Origin of the sequence: Actinoplanes sp. NPDC051346, assembly GCF_040682215.1 — a bacterium.
GTDB lineage: Bacteria > Actinomycetota > Actinomycetes > Mycobacteriales > Micromonosporaceae > Actinoplanes.
Genome location: NZ_JBFBAJ010000010.1, coordinates 180,795 through 196,153 on the forward strand (window position 1 = coordinate 180,795; position 15,359 = coordinate 196,153).

A 15,359-nucleotide genomic window follows, 5' to 3' on the forward strand; every position below is an offset into this window, starting at 1 on the left:
ATCGTGCGGCCGCTCGCCGGAGGCGACCCCGGCGAGCGGCGGGCAGGGTCAGGCGCCGTCGGCGATGTCGTTGGCGGCGATGTACCCGAAGGTCATCGCCGGACCGATGGTGGAGCCCGCACCGGCGTAGCTGTGCCCCATGACCGCGGCGCTGGAATTGCCGGCCGCGTACAGGCCGGGAATGACCGAGCCGCTGGCGTGCAACACCCGGGCACGGGCGTCGGTGCGCAGGCCGCCCTTGGTCCCGAGATCACCCGGGACGATCTTGCAGGCGTAGTACGGCGGCAGCCACAGCGGCGCGAGGCAGGAGTTCGGACGGACCGCGGGATCCGTGTAGTAGTGGTCGTAGGCGCTGTCGCCGCGGTGGAAGTCGGTGTCCCGCCCGGTCCGCGCGAACCCGTTGAACCGGGAGACGGTGGCGGACAGCGCGCTCGCCGGGACGCCGATCTTGTCGGCCAGCCCCCCGAGGGTCGAGGAGCGGTAGACGGCTCCGGCGTCGTACCAGGAATCGGGGAACGGCAGGAGCGGGGCGATATCCCCGAAGAGATACCTGTTGCGGTAATTCTGATCGAAGATCAGCCACGCCGGGATGTCCGGCGTGATGCCGTTCTTGTCGTACATGACATGGACGACGTCGCTGTAGGGCGCCGCCTCGTTGACGAACCGCAGACCGGCGCTGTTGACCATGAGGCTGCCGGGCAGAGTCCGTTCGGCCAGGCAGAAGTACGGCTCGCCGGGCAGCGGGATGGCCGGACCCCACCACGAGTCGTCGAGAAAGTCCGTGGCGGCACCGGCGCGCAGCCCGGCCCGGATGCCGTCGCCGGTGTTCTCCTTGGCGCCGACCGTCCACTCGGTGCCGATCGGCTCCCGCTGGTAGGCGAGCCGCATGGCGAGGTTGTGCTCGAACCCGCCGGCGGCCACGATGACCGCGCGGTTCGCGCCGATCACGGTCGAGGAGCCGTCGCGGGTGACGACGACACCGGTGACCCGGCCGTTCGCGTCGAACCGCAGATCCTCGAACGGAGCGTTCAACCAGACGGGTACGCCCGCGCCGGCAAGGCCCGCGCGCAGCCCGGCCGCCAGTGCCTGCCCCATCGTGAGTGGAGTCTGTCCGTGCAGGACGGCCGCGGCGTACCGCGCGACGCACTCGGCCGCGACGGCGAATCCCCGGGCATTGACCAGGGACAGCACGAGCCACTTGTAATCGGCGCTGAAAACCGAGACACCGGGAGGCGTCGGCATGTACGCCGGGTTGAGATGGCTGAGCTCCGCACCCAGCAGCTTGCCGTCGAACAGATCCGGCTCGATCGAACGACCCTGCGGCATACCGCCGGCGAACTCGGGATAGTAGTCGGGGTAGCCCTCCATGAACCGGAACCGCAGCGGGCTGTTGCCCATCACGAACGAGATCATCGGCGGGCCGTTGTCGAGGAACGCCTGCTGCTTGGCGGTCGGAACGTCGCCGTCCACCACCGCGGCGAGGTAGGTCGCCGCCTTGGCGGGCGTGTCGGGAACCCCGGCGGCGAGAATGATCTCGTTGTTGGGAATCCAGATCCCGGCGCCCGACCGCGCCGCGGACCCGCCGAACGTTGGCGCCTTCTCCACGACGACGACGCTGAGGCCACGCTTGGCCAGGCGCAGCGCCGCGGTCATCCCGGCGGCGCCGCAGCCGACGACCACGACGTCGAACTGTTGAGCGGCCCGCGCGGCGCGGCCGAGGGTGACGGGCCCAACGGCCATGCCGGTGCCGATGGCGGCGGCGCCCGCGAGAATCTGGCGCCGGCTGAGGGTTGAGGACATCGGAGCTCCTTGGAGGACAGGCTTACGCGCATGTCTCGATGTCGCGGTGCGACACCTCCGCGACGGTAGCTCAGCTGCTGTAACGCGTTCTACTATTGGCAGGAAACAGCCTGTTGTCAATTGAAATCTTTAACAGGAACGTGATACAGAATCTCGGTCAATCCGGGCCTTGATCGTCGCAACGAGCTGGTCTTCGGTACGGACCTGCTGATGCTTTGAGCCCTCGGGTATGTGGAGGGTGCGGGTCGGACGCGACCCGGGGCGGGTTGACACGCCCTCGCGACCCTTAATGCATCCTGCAGCAGGAAGACGACGGATCATCCAGATAGCCGGGCCTATCAACCCGTTTGCCCCAGGGCGGGCGGCGCAGACCCCCGCTACTGTGAGTGATCCTGGATCAGGAGCGAGTTCGCGGGAGAAGCGCTGGTGGTGAACGCAACAAGCACTGAAGCGCCCGCCAGAGACCGCTACTTCGACACTCTCCGTGCAATGGCCATCGTGCGGGTCGTGGCGTACCACGGCTTTCACTACGCCATCCTCGCCCTGCTGTTCCCCTCGATGGGCGTCATGTTCGCCCTCGCCGGCTCGCTGATGGCAAGATCCCTCGACCGAACCTCCGGACCGACAGTCATCCGCAGCCGCGTTCGCCGCCTACTGCCGGCCCTGTGGGTCATGGCCGCCGTTCTCGTCCCCCTCATGCTGATCGCCGGCTGGGGCCACCGCCCGGCCTGGCCCGACTTCCTCCTCTGGGTCGTACCCCTGGCCACACCCCCCAGCAGCCACGGCCTCGGAGACGTAGGCGCCGAAGGCGCCGGTGTGCTCTGGTACCTGGCCACCTACCTGTGGCTGGTGATCTTGTCGCCGCTGCTGCTCAAGCTCTACCGCCGCCAGCGCCTGCTCACCATCGCATTCCCGCTGCTCATCCTGGCCGCGCTGCACAGCGAACGGATCGCCGACGGCACCAACGCCGTCCAAACCGCCGGGTACGTGCTCACGTTCCTCCCCTGCTGGCTGCTCGGGTTCGCACACCGAGACGGCGACCTGCGCAAGCTACGCCCCGTCGTCGTGGCCGGCATCGCCGTAGGCTGCGCCGCACTCGGCCTCGGCTGGGTCGTCGAACACCCCAGCCCCACCGGCCTCGACCTGGTGCCATTCCCGCTCGCACACGCCCTGTACTCGATGGGCTTCGTCCTGGCCCTGCTCCGCCTCAACCCGAGCCTCGCCTGGCTGAACCGGGTGCCACTGCTGCACAAGCTGGTGTCCGCCCTGAACAACCGGGCCGTGACGATCTACCTGTGGCACAACGTCGTCATCACGGTAGCGATCATTACTGGGGACCGCCTGGGCCTGTGGAACGTCAAGCAGGGAGCGCTGCTGTATCTCGGGTTCACATGCATCGCCCTGTCACTGCTGACGATCACGGTGTTCACGCTCGGCTGGGTGGAGGATCTAGCGGCCCGCCGCCCGCCACGGCTGCGCCCCTGGCCGGTCCACGCACCCCGACACGCGGCACATCGGCTCGCTACGGGCCACCTCCGAAACGGCCACCGCCAGCCCGCCAAATCCGGATGACGCGACGGGGTGGCCCGGATGCGAGGGGCGCGGAGGGCCGTGTAAAGTTCTCTCCTGTGCGGCCCACCGGGGCACACCGATTGCGGATGCCAACCGCGAATCGGCCCGGTTAGGCTGCGCGGGTAGGTCCGGGTGGCGGAATGGCAGACGCGCTAGCTTGAGGTGCTAGTGTCCTTTATCGGACGTGGGGGTTCAAGTCCCCCCTCGGACACGTTAACCCCCACCAAAGTCATTCACGTTCAGTGGATGGTTTTGGTGGGGGTTTTTCGCTGTTTGCCTCGGCATAGTCATCCCGGCGAGGACGAGTTCGCCTGTCTCGCTTTGGTTGGCTAATGATGTCTCGTCGGGTTCGGCCTCGCGGCCGGTGTCGAGGGTGATGCTGACCGGCGTGCACACGATGGTGATTCCGGCGTCCCGCAGCTGCCGGGCCAAGTCCAGCGGCCCGAGGTCGTCCGGGTCCCCGCCGATGAGATGCGCAAACTGGACCTGGGCCTGCGCCACGATCTGGTCCTGGCGCACATACAGCACCTTCGCTCGCTCGAGTTGGGCGTCGCTAGCGCTGGTGTAGCCGTGCCGGCACCGATACCGGGCCCGGCCATGCGCCCAATGCCCTTCCGCGCGGCGCCCGCACAGCCCGCAGATCACCAGACCGGTCAGCTGGTACCGGTCCGTGCTGGCGTCGTCCGGTGCCGGGAGTGCGCTGACCTGCTGCACCCGCAGGAAGGCCGCGTCACTGACCAGAGCCGGATGCGCGCCAAGGGGCGAGAACTCCCATTGGTCCCGAGGATTCCAGCACCGGGTCGGCCTACTCCCCCGCAGTCGGCTCGACTTGTCTCCCGGCCTGACCTCGTGATGGTCAATGCGCTGACGCCGCCACACCTGCCGGCCGGTGTACCGCGGGTTCGCCAGGATCGCCGCAACTGTGCGCACCGTCCAGGCGGCGCCACTGCGGTGCGGATTACGCGCCCGGTCGTGCGCCGAGGGCGGCGGCACACCCCGCGCGTTGAGCGTGCGGGCGATCCCGGCGACGCTGTACCCGGCGAGACGCTGCGCGAAGATCCACCGGACCTGCGGCGCGGTTTCCGGATCCGGGTCGAGTCGCAACAAGCGTCTGCCCCATCGCGCGTGTTGCGGGTTCGGATGCGGACCCGCATCAGCGAGGCGGTAGCCGTAGGGTGGCCGGCCACCGAGATGCCGCCCCTGGGTGCGGACTTGCGCACACATGGCGGCCGTAGTGCGGCGGCGGGCGCGGAGCACCTCGCGCTCGGCCTGGTGACCGAGCAGCGACAGCAACGCCTGGTGGGTGAGGTCGCCGAGGTTGACCGGGCCACCGAACTCGGCGAGCCACACGCTCACCCCGTAGGCGTGCAGCTCGGCGATGATGCTGCGGGCCTGATCGGCGGCGAAGGCGCGCTCGAACTCGCCGATCACGACCGCGTCGAACCCGCGCTGCGGGTTGGTGACCGCCTGCAGCAACGCCGCGGCTTGCGGCCGGTGGTGCCACGGCAGGCTGCGGGAGTACCCGACGTCGAAGAACTCGGCGACCACACGGCCGCGACCGGCGATCGCCCGCAGGGCGTTCTCGCGTTGCCATTCCCGCGAGGAGGCCAGGTCCTGGAACCGGCCCGTGGACGTACGCCCGTAGAACGCGAACCGCAACCCTGGCTCGGTGGGCGGTCCTTGGTGCCGGCCGCGGATTCGTGGCCGTCCGGGGCTTCGCGTGAGCCAGGCTTCGAACGCACCCACCTGAGCTTCGTCCATGGTGGTGGACATGCCGGTCACCTCGATCCGAGGCGGGAAGGGACACTAGTGCGCTATCTGCATTCTGCGCGGCCAGCGACGCGCCGGGCCGTCGGTGTCACCGTCTCGCTGGACGAATGTACGTCGTCCGGCTGAAGAACTTTCTCACCGAGCGATCGCTCCAGGCAGAGCAGTCCCCGCGTTCCGTGCCGACAACTGTCGCCGCTCGGCGCCCAGGTCCGGCGTGGGCAGCAGCATGTCAGAGAGCTCTGTAACTCCCCCAACCGGGCGCCGATCGCCAGCGGTTCAGCGCGGTCACGCACGGGTTCGCCGTCGCGGGTGGCCGTGACCAAGCCGCCGCGGCGCAGGACGGTCAGGTGTTCGCTGGTGGTGGATTGCCCGAGCCCGCTGGCGACGGCGACCTCTCCGACGGTGAGCTGCCGACCGCCGGCGAACAGCTGCATGATCTGCGGTACGTAGAAGCGCCCTGCCGTATGCACGACGCAGGCGTCCTGTGATCCAGACCACTGGTCGCTGTCTTGCATTCGGTACCCAGGTACAGCCTTACGGTTGCTGCACGACAGCGAGACGCTGATGACCTGGAGGTTCACCATGGCAGACGCGGCACAAGGCGCGGGGTGCGCGTGCTGCAGCACGGCGGCAGCGACCGTCACTGATCGGTCGGCGGTGCGGACACGGTTTGTCGCCGGGGCCGAGCAGTTGGGCATCGGCGGTGACGACCTGAGCGACCTGGTCCGGCCTTTCGACGCCGGGGACTGCGCGGCGGTGCAGCAGCGGATGGCGCACCTCGTTGACGTGCGGCTGGCCGCTGCCGAGGTGCGGGTGGTGGAGAAGATCGAGCGGGCCGCCCGGGTCCAGACCGAGAGTGGCGGGTACCTGCCGGGCCTGTCGCCTGTGGCCGCCGGTTTGCAGGTCGAGGCGACCGAGCTGACCGCGCTGGTGGCGCGGTTGCAGGGTGCCGCGCACCGGCTGGCGCAGCCTTCGGCCAGCGGTGGGGCGTGCGATGCGGAGTGTGCGTGTGTGACCGCCGTAGCGGCGGTCACGGCGGTGCGGATCCCGGCCGCCCGCGCCGCTCTGACCGGCGCCACGGACGCTGCGGTGGGCGGGCCGGAGATCGTGTGCACGATCGACGGCGGGATCGACGCGATGCACGGGCGCATCGGCCAGTGGCAGGCCGTGCTCGGGCGCGCGTCTGGGCGGGAGCCCGCCGCCGGTGGCGTGTCGCTGAGCTTCGCGCACGACCCGGCGGTGGCGGTGGAGCTGGCCTGGTTGGCCGCCGCGGAGTACGCCTGCTGCTCGTTCTTCACCTTCACTCTGAGCGTGGGCCCGGCCGGGATGCGGTTCACCGTGACCGCCCCGCCGCAGGCGCAGGACGTGGTGACCGCCGTATTCGGCACCGCCGCACCGGCCGGGGCACGCTCATGAAGCGGGTCGCCCGTGACGAGCTGCGCGCCCTGCTTGATGGTGGTACGGCGACGCTGGTGGAGGCGCTACCGGCGGCGGCCTACGGCGCCGAACACCTTCCGGGGGCGGTCAACGTGCCCGGCGAGCTGACCGACGACCTGGCCGCCCGGCTCGCTCCCGAGCTGGCGGGCACGGTGGTGGTGTACTGCTCCGAGCCGGCATGCGGCCGGTCGAAGGTGGCCGCCGCCGCGTTCGAGCGGCTCGGCTACACCGACGTGCGGATCTACCCAGGCGGCAAGGCCGACTGGGCCGAGGCCGGGCTGGCATTTGAGGAAAGCCGCGCCGATGCGGCGGCCTGAGCCAATCGAGATCGGTGGGCGAGCGCTACGCACCGGAGAGGTCGCCGAGCGGGCCGGGGTGAACATCCAAACCCTGCGCTACTACGAACGACGCGGCCTGATCGCCGAACCCGACCGCAGCCTGGGCGGGCACCGCACCTATCCACCCGACACCGTCACCCTGCTCGGCGTCATCAAAGCCGCGCAACGGCTCGGCTTCACCCTCGACGAGGTCGCCGAGCTGCTCGACACCGGCCGACGCGGACATCCCACCCCGGATCTGAAAGCCCGCGCCACCGCCAAGATCGAAGAAGTCGAGCGGAAGATCGCCGACCTGACCACCATCCGCGACGCCCTCGCCCAGGTGGTGGCGGCCGGCTGCGACAGCCTCACCCACTGCACCTGCAACGACTGCCCGCTGCCCTTCGCCGAACTCGCCGACCCCGAGGGAGACCCCCGATGACGGTGCAACACGACCGGCCCACCACCGTCCCGCTGTCCACCGGCCATGTCCACGTCGCCCCGCAAGTGGACGCCACACCACCCCGGCGCAGCAAGGTCACCGCCGGGCTCGCCGCCGCGGCGTGCGCGGCGTGCTGCGCGCTGCCGTTGCTGATCGCCGCCGGGATCCTCACCGGCGCCGGCGCAGCAATCCTGGAGAAATCGCTGCTCGCCGTCTCCGGGCTGTTGCTCGCCGCCGCCGCAACCATGTGGTACCTGCACCGGCGCAGCACCGCCCGCAAAGCCGAGGCCGCCGGTGGTGGCTGCGCGAGCGGGAACTGCGGCTGCTGACCCCGGCCACGGTGCCAGACCGGACCCCTCCGGCGGGCACCAGCCAGGGCAGCTCTGCTGCAATCACCGTTATGACGATCATCCGTTCGCTGCTGCTGTTCGCCCTCGCCGCGCTCGCCGAGATCGGCGGCGCCTGGCTCGTCTGGCAGGGCTACCGAGAGAACCGCGGCGTGCTCTGGATCGCCGGCGGCATCCTCGCCCTGGGCGCCTACGGCTTCGTCGCCACGTTCCAACCCGACCCGAGCTTCGGCCGCGTCTTGGCCGCCTACGGCGGCGTCTTCGTCGCCGGCTCCCTCGGATGGGGCATGCTCATCGACAAGTTCCGCCCGGACCGCTACGACATCATCGGCGCGGCCGTATGCCTTGTCGGGGTTGCCGTCATCATGTACGCGCCGCGCACCCACTGATTTCGGGCGGACGATCGCCTAGAACACTCTCCCTACAACGATGCTCGAACCCTTGTGGCAACAGCATTCTCCGTACCCCGACAGCAGGCGATGTGCATGCCCTCACATCGGCCAGGAAGATCGCCCTGGATCGACCAGCAGACATGCGTAACGCTACGACCGATCCGCGCGACGTATGCGTCAGCTGCAGGATAGGGATGCCGAGGCGGGCTGGTGCATGCGCAGCCCGCTGCGAGACTTCCCGGGCTCGGCTCAGCGAATTGCAATGTCAGCAGTGATCGATCGCCGCCGTAATCGGATAAGACGATGTGCTCACTGCGAGCAAACGCGGTCGCCCATCTGGTGGACCGGTGTCTGCGATGCGCCGTGAGCTTGGCGCGTCGGCAGCTGCTGTTCTTCCGCTCGTGATGCGGGGTCGCGCCGCGCGGGCCGGGTCATGCGGGCTGCGGCGGGTTGACCCCGGTGGTGCCGGACCGGCCGCCGGGTGCGCGATGCCCGGTGGCTTCCGTCCGGCGCGGAACTGCCGGTGCACCGGCGGGTGACAGCGGCGTGAGGCCGACGCTTCGGCGTGGCGGTGACTCGACGGCATTCGCCCGGACGGTCCGTCTCAGATGGGCTGAGCGGTCAGACAGCTGCGCGCAGGCCGGTCACGGTGACGGTGACCAGGCGGCAGACCGCTGCCTCGGAGTCGAGGCTGCTGGATGCGGTCAGCGCGTGCAGGCAGTAGCCGGCGAGTTCGGCGGCGGGAACGTCGGCGCGGACGTGTCCAGCGGTTACGGCATCGGTGATCAGGTCTTCGATCAGTGTGGTGAGTTGCTGGTGCGCTGCGGTGACGTGGGCAGCGCGGTGTAGCGCCGTGGTGATGGCTGCGTCGTGGCGGTGCCGTGTCATGCCGGCATAGGCGTTCAGCGCGGCGGTGAGTCGGTCCATCGGGGTGCCGGGCTGGTCGCGGATCGCTGCGAGGTGGGTCAGGTGCTGGGTGACCTGGCGCTCGTGCCAGGCGTGCAGGACCGCTTCGACGTCGGGAAAGTATTTATACAGGGTGGCACGGCCGATACCGGTGGCCTCGGCGAGGCGCGACATGGTGACACCGGTCAGCCCGTGCTCAGTAACCAGCGCGGCGGCGGCGTTGAGGATGGCGTCGCGGACCGTCGCGCGGTGCGCCTCGATGGTGTCGTTCCACAACTTCGGCACCTAGACACCCTACACACCGACGGTCTCGTGACACTATGACGAGCTGTGGACATACTGTCTCGATAAATGACTGGTGCGGTGTGGGGGCGGGATGGCTGATCCGGATGGGCCGAGCTCGGGTGGCGAGCCGGGCGTGCCACGGTGGGTGAAGGTGATCGGGGTCGTGGTGGCGACGTTGATCGCACTGGTGGTGCTGGCGCAGGTGACCGGCCTCGCCGGTGATCACGGTCCGGGTCGGCATCTAGGCGGGCTAGGCGCGGTGGCCCCGGGCGGCTCGGGACCGGGCGGCTTCCTGTGGTGATGCGGCCTGGGGTGCGTAAGGCTGCGCTGGTCGCGCACGTGTGCATGTCGGTGGGCTGGCTCGGCGCGGTCGCTGTGTTCCTGGCTTTGGCGGTGAGCGCACTGGGTAGCCGCGATGAGGTCATCGTGCGCGCCGGGTATGTGGCGATGGACGTGGCGACCCGGTACGTGATCGTGCCCTTGGCGATCGCGGCATTGGCGACCGGGCTGCTGTCGTCGCTGGGCACGACGTGGGGGCTGGTGCGGCACTGGTGGGTGCTGATCAAGCTGGCTTTGATCGTGGTCGCCACGGCGGTTCTGCTGGCGCAGTTGGGCCCGATCGGCGCTCTCGCCGACGCGGTCACGGGTGCCGGCCTGGCCGGTGAGCAGTGGAGGCGGGCACGGGTGTCGCTGGTGGTGCATTCCGGCGGTGGGCTGCTCGTGCTGTTCGCCGCCACGGTCTTGGCCGTCTACAAACCGCGTGGCCTGACCCGCTACGGCCATCGCCGCACGGCAAGGGGGCCGCGCCGCTGAACGCCGAGAGGGCAGCGTCTCCACCCCTTCCCTTAGATACCCCCCGGGGGTATCGTTTCGGGTGTCGTTGAAGGAGGCTTGCCATGAACCGCCCCACCCATCACCGCACCGGCCACGAGCACGGCGGCCACCCGCACGCGGGTCACCGCGAACAGCCCGCCGGTCATTCCCACCACCACGATGGCGACGTGTCGGCGGTTGGGCGGACGTCGTGGCGCACCGCGGCGCAGGCGACTCTGCACTGCTTGACCGGCTGCGCCATCGGTGAGGTGCTCGGCATGGTCATCGGCACTGCGCTGGGCTGGCCGGCTTGGCCGACGGTGGCGCTGGCCGTCGGGTTGGCGTTCGTGTTCGGCTATGCCCTGACCATGCGCGGGGTGCTACGCGCCGGCGTGGACTTCCGGACCGCCCTGAAGGTCGCTCTGGCGGCGGACACCATCTCCATCGCGGTCATGGAAATCCTGGACAACGCCGTCATGCTCCTCGTGCCGGGAGCGATGGAGGCGGGTCTGGCGAGCATGGTGTTCTGGGGCTCGCTGGCGTTCGCGTTCGCGGTGGCGTTCGTGCTTACCGTGCCGATCAACCGGTGGCTGATCTCGCGCGGCAAGGGCCACGCGGTCGTGCACCAGTACCACCACTGACTTCGCCGCAACGACGAGCGGCCGGGCAATGGTGCCCGGCCGCCGTCCTGTGAGCTGCGGTGATTACACCTTGGTGAGCAGGTCCTTCATCGCGAGGATTTCCGCCTGTTGGTCGGCGGCGATCTTGGCGGCGAGTGCCTTGGCCGTCGGGTTGGAGCCCTCGGCGCTTTCTTTCCCTGCCATGGTGATGGCGCCTTCGTGGTGGGCGATCATCATGGTGAGGAACTGCTTGTCGAACGCCGCGCCGGTAGCGTCGGCCAGCTTGGTCATGTCGGCCTTGGACATCATCCCGGGCATGGACTCGTGCTCGTTGCCGTGGGCGTCGGCGCCCGGGACCGGCTTGCCCCAGTCGCTCAGCCAGCCGCTCATCGTGGCGACCTCCGGATCCTGCGCCGCCTTGATCGTCGCGGCCAGCTTCTTCACCTGCGCGTTCGCGGCGCGGCTGTCCGCGAGCGCGGCCATCTCCACTGCCTGACGGTGATGCACGATCATGTGTTGCGCGAAGGCCACATCGGCGTCGTTGAACACCGCGCCCGGTGCCGGACTGCCCGCCGGCGCGGTGGGCGTGGAGCCGTGGCCGGACGACCCGGCCGAGGTGTGATCACCGCCGCCGCAGCCGGTCAGGGCGAACACGGTGGCAACGGCGCCGGCCAGAACGGCACGGCGCAGCATGGAATCAGACATCAACAAAACCTTTCGGTATCAGCGATTCACAAGCAGCAAGAAGCCGCACAGCACCCCTCACCACACCGGGGCCTGCGCGGGCTCTGCTACGTGCGCATCACCGATACCGACACCACCTGCAACCCGAACCGCGGCCACGGCGGCGCCCGAGGCTCACCGAGCCGGGCCTTCATCGAGCGCGGAGCCTCACCGCCGGCAGCCGCCGCCCGGCCCATGAGCATTAACGCCAGCAACAGCGCGATGCTCAACCCGGCGAGTACCGCCAGGCAGACACTCCACCCCGACATGTCCGGCCGGCCCGGTTCAGGCATCCGCCCGGCATGAGCGCAGCCGCCGCCTCCGGTGCACCCGTCCTCCGCGGTGAACCCCGCAACGATGGCGCTGACCGTCGCGAAGCGGGTCGCGGTGGGCGCCGCGGTCGCGTCCGCGCGGTGCGCATCGGGTCGTCCGGCGGGCCCGGTGGCGAACCGGTCGGACACGCCCGCGCCGTGGTGACCGCCGGAGTGGGAGCCGGAGTGGCCCAGGGTGTGCATCGCCGCCAGGCCGGTCACGGTGCAGGCGAGCAGCAGCCACCGCAGAACCCAGTTCGTGGCTGACACTTCACCCTGCACCCCACCACGGTAGCCAGGCCGGTGAGCTCGTCCAAGCGGCGGGACCTGCCGAGGGACTACAGCAGGGTGCGCCAGTAGTTCCAGAACTGCACGCCGATCGCGGCGGCAAGGATCAGCAGCCACAGGGTGGGTATGGCGCTGTGCACCCGCAGCAGGGTGTCGGTGAGTGTGCGGGGTGCGGGTAGGTGTCCGCGGTCGAGGTTGTGCAGGGTGAGGTAGGTGAACAGCACGACCATCACCACCCACACGATCATGCAGTAGGGGCAGAGCGCGCCGATGCGGTAGAGGCTCTGGAAGAACAGCCAGTGCACGAAGGCGATGCCGAACACCGCCCCGGCCTGCAGGGCGAGCCACCACCAGCGAGGGAGTCTGGCATGGGCGAGCAGGGCGGCGCCGGTGGCGGCCACGACGGGGAAGGTGGCGACGCCGATGAGGGGGTTGGCGAAGCCGAACGCCTCGGCCTGGCTGGTGGTCATGATCGACCCGCAGGACAGCACCGGATTGATCGAACACGTCGGCACGTAGGCCGGGTTCTTCAGCAGGGCCATCTTCTCGACGGCGAGGACGAACGCGGCCAGCGCGCCGACGAGCCCGCCCACGGTGAGTACCCAGCCGATGAGGCGGTTCGACAGTAAGCCAGCGGGCTCGGTGTCGGCCGCGCTGCTCGCGGTGTGCCCGGTCAGCGCCGCGCTCATGAGGTCAGGGACTTGTCGATCGCCGCCTTCAGCGTCTCGTAGGTCGGCCGTTCCTCGAATTTGGTGCCGTTGATGAAGAAGGTGGGGGTGCCCTGGACACCGAGTGTTTCGCCGTCGGCGGCGTCGGCTTTGACCCGGGCGGCGACCTCGGCGCTGGCCACGTCGGTCTTGAACCGGGCCAGGTCCAGGCCGAGTTCCTGGGCGTAGGTTTCGAAGACGGCGGCCTGGGACTGCTGCTGGTGGCCCCAGCCGGTCGCGGTGTCGAACAGCTTCTTGTAGAACGGCTCGAACTTGCCTTGGCGGGCGGCGGCTTCGGCGGCGTGCGCGGCGTTGTAGGCGTTGGGGTGACTGGCGATCGGGAAGTACCGGACCACGTAGGTGATGCGGTTGCCGTACTCGGCGCGTAGCTTCTCCACGCTGGGGTAGGCGGCCAGGCAGGACTCGCACTCGAAGTCGAGGAACTCGACCACGGTGACCTTGCCGTCGGCGGCGCTCGACAGGCGGTGACTGTCGGTGCGCACGAGCGTGGAGGCGACGGCCGCGGGCGAGGTGGGGGTGTCGTTGCGGTTGACCACAACGATGGCGATCACCGCGAGCAGGGCGACGGCGACGATGCCGAGCGTCACTTTCAGGTTGGTGCTCATGCCGGTCTTGCGGATCTGCCGCGCCGCCTTACCGGCGTTCGCTTTCGCCTTGGCGCTGCCGGGCGTCCCGGGCTTGCCGCCCGCCGCGCTCGAGCCGCCCGCCGGTGTGCCGGGTTTGGCATTGCGTTGACGCCCCTTGGCGTTGTTCGCCGGCATGAAACACCCTCTCGCTGATCGCACGGGGGCAGGCACGCCGACCCCGCGTCTGTGAACCCCGTGAGGATACAGCGGCTGCTTTACCATCAGGCTGGTCGATGACTGAGGGTTTGCTGTACGTATCGAAGCGCCTCCACCCTTGTTTAGTACAGCGTTGGATGTACTATTGGGGTGTGGAGACGTTGACGCACGGGCAGGTCCTGGCTCGCTTCGGTCATGCCCTGTCGGATCCGACCCGGGCACGGCTGCTGCTGGCCTTGCGCGACGGGCCGGGCTATCCGGCGGAGCTGGCCGAGCTGCTGGGCACGACCCGGCAGAACGTGTCGAACCACCTGTCCTGCCTCCGCGGCTGCGGCCTGGTCGTCACCGTGCCGCAGGGCCGGCGGACCCGCTATGAGCTGGCCGACCCGCGCCTGGCGCACGCCCTCGGCGACCTGCTCGGCCTGGTCCTGGCCGTCGACCCGGCGGCGTGCCCGGACTCCGAGGCGAAGGGCTGCTGCTGATGAACCTGCCCCTGCTCCACCTCACCCCCGGCGGACCATCGCCGGCGCGCCGCCAGGTGCTGGCGCGCCGGGTGCGCCTGCTGGTCGCCGCGACGATCACCTACAACGTGATCGAGGCCGCCGTGGCCCTCACCGCCGGCACCCTCGCGTCGTCGACCGCGCTGATCGGCTTCGGCCTCGACTCGATCATCGAGGTGTCCTCGGCCGCCGCGGTGGCGTGGCAGTTCGCCGGCCGCGACCCCGAGACCCGGGAGAAGACCGCGCTGCGTATCATCGCGGTCTCCTTCTTCGCCCTGGCCGCCTATGTCAGCGTGGAATCGGTCCGCGCGCTGGCCGGCGGTGCCGAGGCCGAGCACTCCAGCATCGGCCTCGTGCTGGCGGCGGTGTCGCTGGCGGTCATGCCCGGCCTGTCCTACGCGCAGCGCCGCGCCGGCCGTGAACTCGGGTCCCGTTCAGCGGTCGCCGACAGCAAGCAGACCCTGCTGTGCACCTACCTGTCGGCGGTACTGCTGGTCGGTCTCGCGGTGAACAGCCTGTTCGGCTGGTCCTGGGCCGACCCGATCGCCGCGCTGGTCATCGCCGCCGTAGCGGTCAAGGAAGGCCGCGAGGCGTGGCGCGGCGATGCCTGCTGTTCCCCGGCGGCGGCGCTCACCGCTGACACCGGTGACACCGGCGGCGGCTGTGCCGACGGCTGCTGCGAGAAGCAGGCGTGATGGCCGGCCTCGCGCTCGCGCTGTACCTGACCGGTCTCGCACTCGCGTTCGGATGGCGCAGCCTGGCGCAGTGGCGTGCCACCGGCGACACCGGGCTACGCCTGCACGCCGGGCCACCCGGATCGCTCGGCTGGTGGGCGAAACTGCTGTTCATCGCCGCGCTCCTGCTCGGCGCGGCCGGCCCGGCAGCGGGACTCGCCGGGCTGGAGCCGGTCGCCGTACTGGACCGCGGCTGGCTGCACGCGGCTGGTCTGGTCGTGGCGTGTGCCGGGGTGGCGGCGACGCTGGCCGCCCAACTGGCCATGGGTTCCTCGTGGCGCATTGGCGTCGACCAGACCGAGCGCACCACGCTGGTCACCGGCGGCGCGTTCGCGCTGGCCCGCAACCCCATCTTCACGGCCATGGTCGTGACCAGCACGGGGTTGGCGCTGATGGTGCCCAACCTCGTCTGCCTGGCCGCGACCCTTGTCCTGGTCGCGTCGGTGCAGCTGCAGGTCCGCGCCATCGAGGAGCCGTACCTGATCCGCACGCACGGCCCGACATACACCCGCTACGCCGCCCGGGTCGGGCGTTTCCTGCCCGGACTCGGCCGGCTCGCCGCGCGCACCGGCCACTAAAGGCACGCTCACGT

General features: G+C 69.8%; 20 protein-coding genes and 1 tRNA gene. 13 read left to right on the forward strand and 8 right to left on the reverse strand.

Features of this window, described 5'->3' with window-relative positions; all coding sequences use genetic code 11:
* Positions 1-48: 48 nt before the first annotated feature.
* Positions 49-1,740: a 3-oxosteroid 1-dehydrogenase gene (kstD, locus tag AB0M36_RS24790; RefSeq protein WP_364161618.1), complete on the reverse strand. Its 1,692-nt coding sequence runs from the start codon at positions 1,738-1,740 to the stop codon at positions 49-51.
* A 489-nt stretch (positions 1,741-2,229) separates the two neighbouring features.
* Here kstD and AB0M36_RS24795 point away from each other — a divergent pair, with 489 nt between their 5' ends.
* Entirely contained in the window at positions 2,230-3,372 is a 1,143-nt protein-coding gene (locus AB0M36_RS24795; protein WP_364161621.1) for an acyltransferase, read from the forward strand.
* A 126-nt stretch (positions 3,373-3,498) separates the two neighbouring features.
* A tRNA-Leu gene (locus AB0M36_RS24800) sits at positions 3,499-3,583 on the forward strand.
* Positions 3,584-3,585: 2 nt separating this feature from the next.
* On the opposite strand, the gene AB0M36_RS24805 is transcribed toward AB0M36_RS24800, so the two are convergent.
* Together AB0M36_RS24805 and AB0M36_RS24810 are read right to left on the reverse strand one after the other, a co-directional pair.
* The gene (locus AB0M36_RS24805; protein WP_364161350.1) at positions 3,586-5,145 is read right to left on the reverse strand and encodes a recombinase family protein; all 1,560 of its coding nucleotides are present in this window, start codon (positions 5,143-5,145) and stop codon (positions 3,586-3,588) included.
* A gap of 41 nt (positions 5,146-5,186) precedes the next feature.
* Positions 5,187-5,726 carry a helix-turn-helix domain-containing protein gene (locus tag AB0M36_RS24810; RefSeq protein ID WP_364161352.1) on the reverse strand — a complete coding sequence of 180 codons (540 nt, stop codon included), beginning with the start codon at positions 5,724-5,726 and terminating at the stop codon, positions 5,187-5,189.
* A 73-nt stretch (positions 5,727-5,799) separates the two neighbouring features.
* On the opposite strand from AB0M36_RS24810, the gene AB0M36_RS24815 reads away from it, so the two are divergent.
* From AB0M36_RS24815 to AB0M36_RS24835, 5 genes are all read left to right on the forward strand, one after another.
* The gene (locus AB0M36_RS24815) at positions 5,800-6,558 is read left to right on the forward strand and encodes a hypothetical protein (RefSeq protein ID WP_364161354.1); all 759 of its coding nucleotides are present in this window, start codon (positions 5,800-5,802) and stop codon (positions 6,556-6,558) included.
* A complete protein-coding gene (locus AB0M36_RS24820) occupies positions 6,555-6,896 on the forward strand; it encodes a rhodanese-like domain-containing protein (protein WP_364161356.1) in 342 nt (113 codons plus the stop codon). Before AB0M36_RS24815 ends, AB0M36_RS24820 begins: the two co-directional genes overlap by 4 nt.
* The gene (locus tag AB0M36_RS24825) at positions 6,883-7,338 is read left to right on the forward strand and encodes a MerR family transcriptional regulator (RefSeq protein ID WP_364161358.1); all 456 of its coding nucleotides are present in this window, start codon (positions 6,883-6,885) and stop codon (positions 7,336-7,338) included. The genes AB0M36_RS24820 and AB0M36_RS24825 overlap by 14 nt, the downstream gene beginning before the upstream one ends.
* Positions 7,335-7,667 (forward strand): hypothetical protein, encoded by a 333-nt coding sequence (locus AB0M36_RS24830; protein WP_364161360.1) that lies wholly within the window; start codon positions 7,335-7,337, stop codon positions 7,665-7,667. Before AB0M36_RS24825 ends, AB0M36_RS24830 begins: the two co-directional genes overlap by 4 nt.
* A 71-nt stretch (positions 7,668-7,738) precedes the next feature.
* Complete coding sequence (locus tag AB0M36_RS24835) at positions 7,739-8,074, forward strand: YnfA family protein (protein ID WP_364161362.1); 336 nt, start codon at positions 7,739-7,741, stop codon at positions 8,072-8,074.
* 624 nt (positions 8,075-8,698) lie between these two features.
* On the opposite strand, the gene AB0M36_RS24840 is transcribed toward AB0M36_RS24835, so the two are convergent.
* Positions 8,699-9,268: a TetR/AcrR family transcriptional regulator gene (locus AB0M36_RS24840; RefSeq protein ID WP_364161364.1), complete on the reverse strand. Its 570-nt coding sequence runs from the start codon at positions 9,266-9,268 to the stop codon at positions 8,699-8,701.
* Positions 9,269-9,359: 91 nt separating this feature from the next.
* On the opposite strand from AB0M36_RS24840, the gene AB0M36_RS24845 reads away from it, so the two are divergent.
* The 3 genes from AB0M36_RS24845 (at position 9,360) to AB0M36_RS24855 (ending at position 10,722) form a co-directional block, all read left to right on the forward strand.
* A complete protein-coding gene (locus AB0M36_RS24845; protein WP_364161366.1) occupies positions 9,360-9,569 on the forward strand; it encodes a hypothetical protein in 210 nt (69 codons plus the stop codon).
* 11 nt (positions 9,570-9,580) lie between these two features.
* Complete coding sequence (locus AB0M36_RS24850) at positions 9,581-10,081, forward strand: DUF2269 domain-containing protein (protein ID WP_364161368.1); 501 nt, start codon at positions 9,581-9,583, stop codon at positions 10,079-10,081.
* A gap of 83 nt (positions 10,082-10,164) precedes the next feature.
* Entirely contained in the window at positions 10,165-10,722 is a 558-nt protein-coding gene (locus tag AB0M36_RS24855) for a DUF4396 domain-containing protein (protein ID WP_364161370.1), read from the forward strand.
* A 63-nt stretch (positions 10,723-10,785) separates the two neighbouring features.
* Here the strand turns inward: AB0M36_RS24855 and AB0M36_RS24860 are convergent, their stop codons facing one another.
* From AB0M36_RS24860 to AB0M36_RS24875, 4 genes are all read right to left on the reverse strand, one after another.
* Positions 10,786-11,406 (reverse strand): DUF305 domain-containing protein, encoded by a 621-nt coding sequence (locus tag AB0M36_RS24860; protein ID WP_364161372.1) that lies wholly within the window; start codon positions 11,404-11,406, stop codon positions 10,786-10,788.
* A gap of 86 nt (positions 11,407-11,492) precedes the next feature.
* A complete protein-coding gene (locus AB0M36_RS24865; RefSeq protein ID WP_364161374.1) occupies positions 11,493-12,017 on the reverse strand; it encodes a hypothetical protein in 525 nt (174 codons plus the stop codon).
* Positions 12,018-12,073: 56 nt separating this feature from the next.
* Positions 12,074-12,712 carry a vitamin K epoxide reductase family protein gene (locus tag AB0M36_RS24870; protein WP_364161376.1) on the reverse strand — a complete coding sequence of 213 codons (639 nt, stop codon included), beginning with the start codon at positions 12,710-12,712 and terminating at the stop codon, positions 12,074-12,076.
* The gene (locus tag AB0M36_RS24875; protein ID WP_364161624.1) at positions 12,709-13,356 is read right to left on the reverse strand and encodes a thioredoxin domain-containing protein; all 648 of its coding nucleotides are present in this window, start codon (positions 13,354-13,356) and stop codon (positions 12,709-12,711) included. Before AB0M36_RS24875 ends, AB0M36_RS24870 begins: the two co-directional genes overlap by 4 nt.
* Positions 13,357-13,670: 314 nt before the next feature.
* On the opposite strand from AB0M36_RS24875, the gene AB0M36_RS24880 reads away from it, so the two are divergent.
* Genes AB0M36_RS24880 through AB0M36_RS24890 form a run of 3 tightly spaced genes read left to right on the forward strand, consistent with a single transcriptional unit; the run spans position 13,671 to position 15,345 of the window.
* The gene (locus AB0M36_RS24880) at positions 13,671-14,015 is read left to right on the forward strand and encodes a metalloregulator ArsR/SmtB family transcription factor (RefSeq protein WP_364161378.1); all 345 of its coding nucleotides are present in this window, start codon (positions 13,671-13,673) and stop codon (positions 14,013-14,015) included.
* Entirely contained in the window at positions 14,015-14,728 is a 714-nt protein-coding gene (locus tag AB0M36_RS24885) for a cation transporter (protein WP_364161380.1), read from the forward strand. The genes AB0M36_RS24880 and AB0M36_RS24885 overlap by 1 nt, the downstream gene beginning before the upstream one ends.
* Entirely contained in the window at positions 14,728-15,345 is a 618-nt protein-coding gene (locus AB0M36_RS24890; RefSeq protein WP_364161382.1) for an isoprenylcysteine carboxylmethyltransferase family protein, read from the forward strand. The genes AB0M36_RS24885 and AB0M36_RS24890 overlap by 1 nt, the downstream gene beginning before the upstream one ends.
* Positions 15,346-15,359 lie beyond the last annotated feature (14 nt).

Bases quoted from the DNA above. Each gene is read 5' to 3' on its own strand.
- AB0M36_RS24855 (WP_364161370.1), top strand. From the start codon at position 10,165: ATGAACCGCCCCACCCATCACCGCACCGGCCACGAGCACGGCGGCCAC.
- AB0M36_RS24810 (WP_364161352.1), bottom strand. From the start codon at position 5,726: ATGGTGAACCTCCAGGTCATCAGCGTCTCGCTGTCGTGCAGCAACCGT.
- kstD (WP_364161618.1), bottom strand. From the start codon at position 1,740: ATGGCCGTTGGGCCCGTCACCCTCGGCCGCGCCGCGCGGGCCGCTCAA.
- AB0M36_RS24875 (WP_364161624.1), bottom strand. From the start codon at position 13,356: ATGAGCACCAACCTGAAAGTGACGCTCGGCATCGTCGCCGTCGCCCTG.
- AB0M36_RS24885 (WP_364161380.1), top strand. From the start codon at position 14,015: ATGAACCTGCCCCTGCTCCACCTCACCCCCGGCGGACCATCGCCGGCG.
- AB0M36_RS24880 (WP_364161378.1), top strand. From the start codon at position 13,671: ATGTACTATTGGGGTGTGGAGACGTTGACGCACGGGCAGGTCCTGGCT.
- AB0M36_RS24870 (WP_364161376.1), bottom strand. From the start codon at position 12,712: ATGAGCGCGGCGCTGACCGGGCACACCGCGAGCAGCGCGGCCGACACC.
- AB0M36_RS24845 (WP_364161366.1), top strand. From the start codon at position 9,360: ATGGCTGATCCGGATGGGCCGAGCTCGGGTGGCGAGCCGGGCGTGCCA.
- AB0M36_RS24830 (WP_364161360.1), top strand. From the start codon at position 7,335: ATGACGGTGCAACACGACCGGCCCACCACCGTCCCGCTGTCCACCGGC.
- AB0M36_RS24820 (WP_364161356.1), top strand. From the start codon at position 6,555: ATGAAGCGGGTCGCCCGTGACGAGCTGCGCGCCCTGCTTGATGGTGGT.
- AB0M36_RS24805 (WP_364161350.1), bottom strand. From the start codon at position 5,145: ATGTCCACCACCATGGACGAAGCTCAGGTGGGTGCGTTCGAAGCCTGG.
- AB0M36_RS24825 (WP_364161358.1), top strand. From the start codon at position 6,883: ATGCGGCGGCCTGAGCCAATCGAGATCGGTGGGCGAGCGCTACGCACC.
- AB0M36_RS24890 (WP_364161382.1), top strand. From the start codon at position 14,728: ATGGCCGGCCTCGCGCTCGCGCTGTACCTGACCGGTCTCGCACTCGCG.
- AB0M36_RS24860 (WP_364161372.1), bottom strand. From the start codon at position 11,406: ATGTCTGATTCCATGCTGCGCCGTGCCGTTCTGGCCGGCGCCGTTGCC.
- AB0M36_RS24835 (WP_364161362.1), top strand. From the start codon at position 7,739: ATGACGATCATCCGTTCGCTGCTGCTGTTCGCCCTCGCCGCGCTCGCC.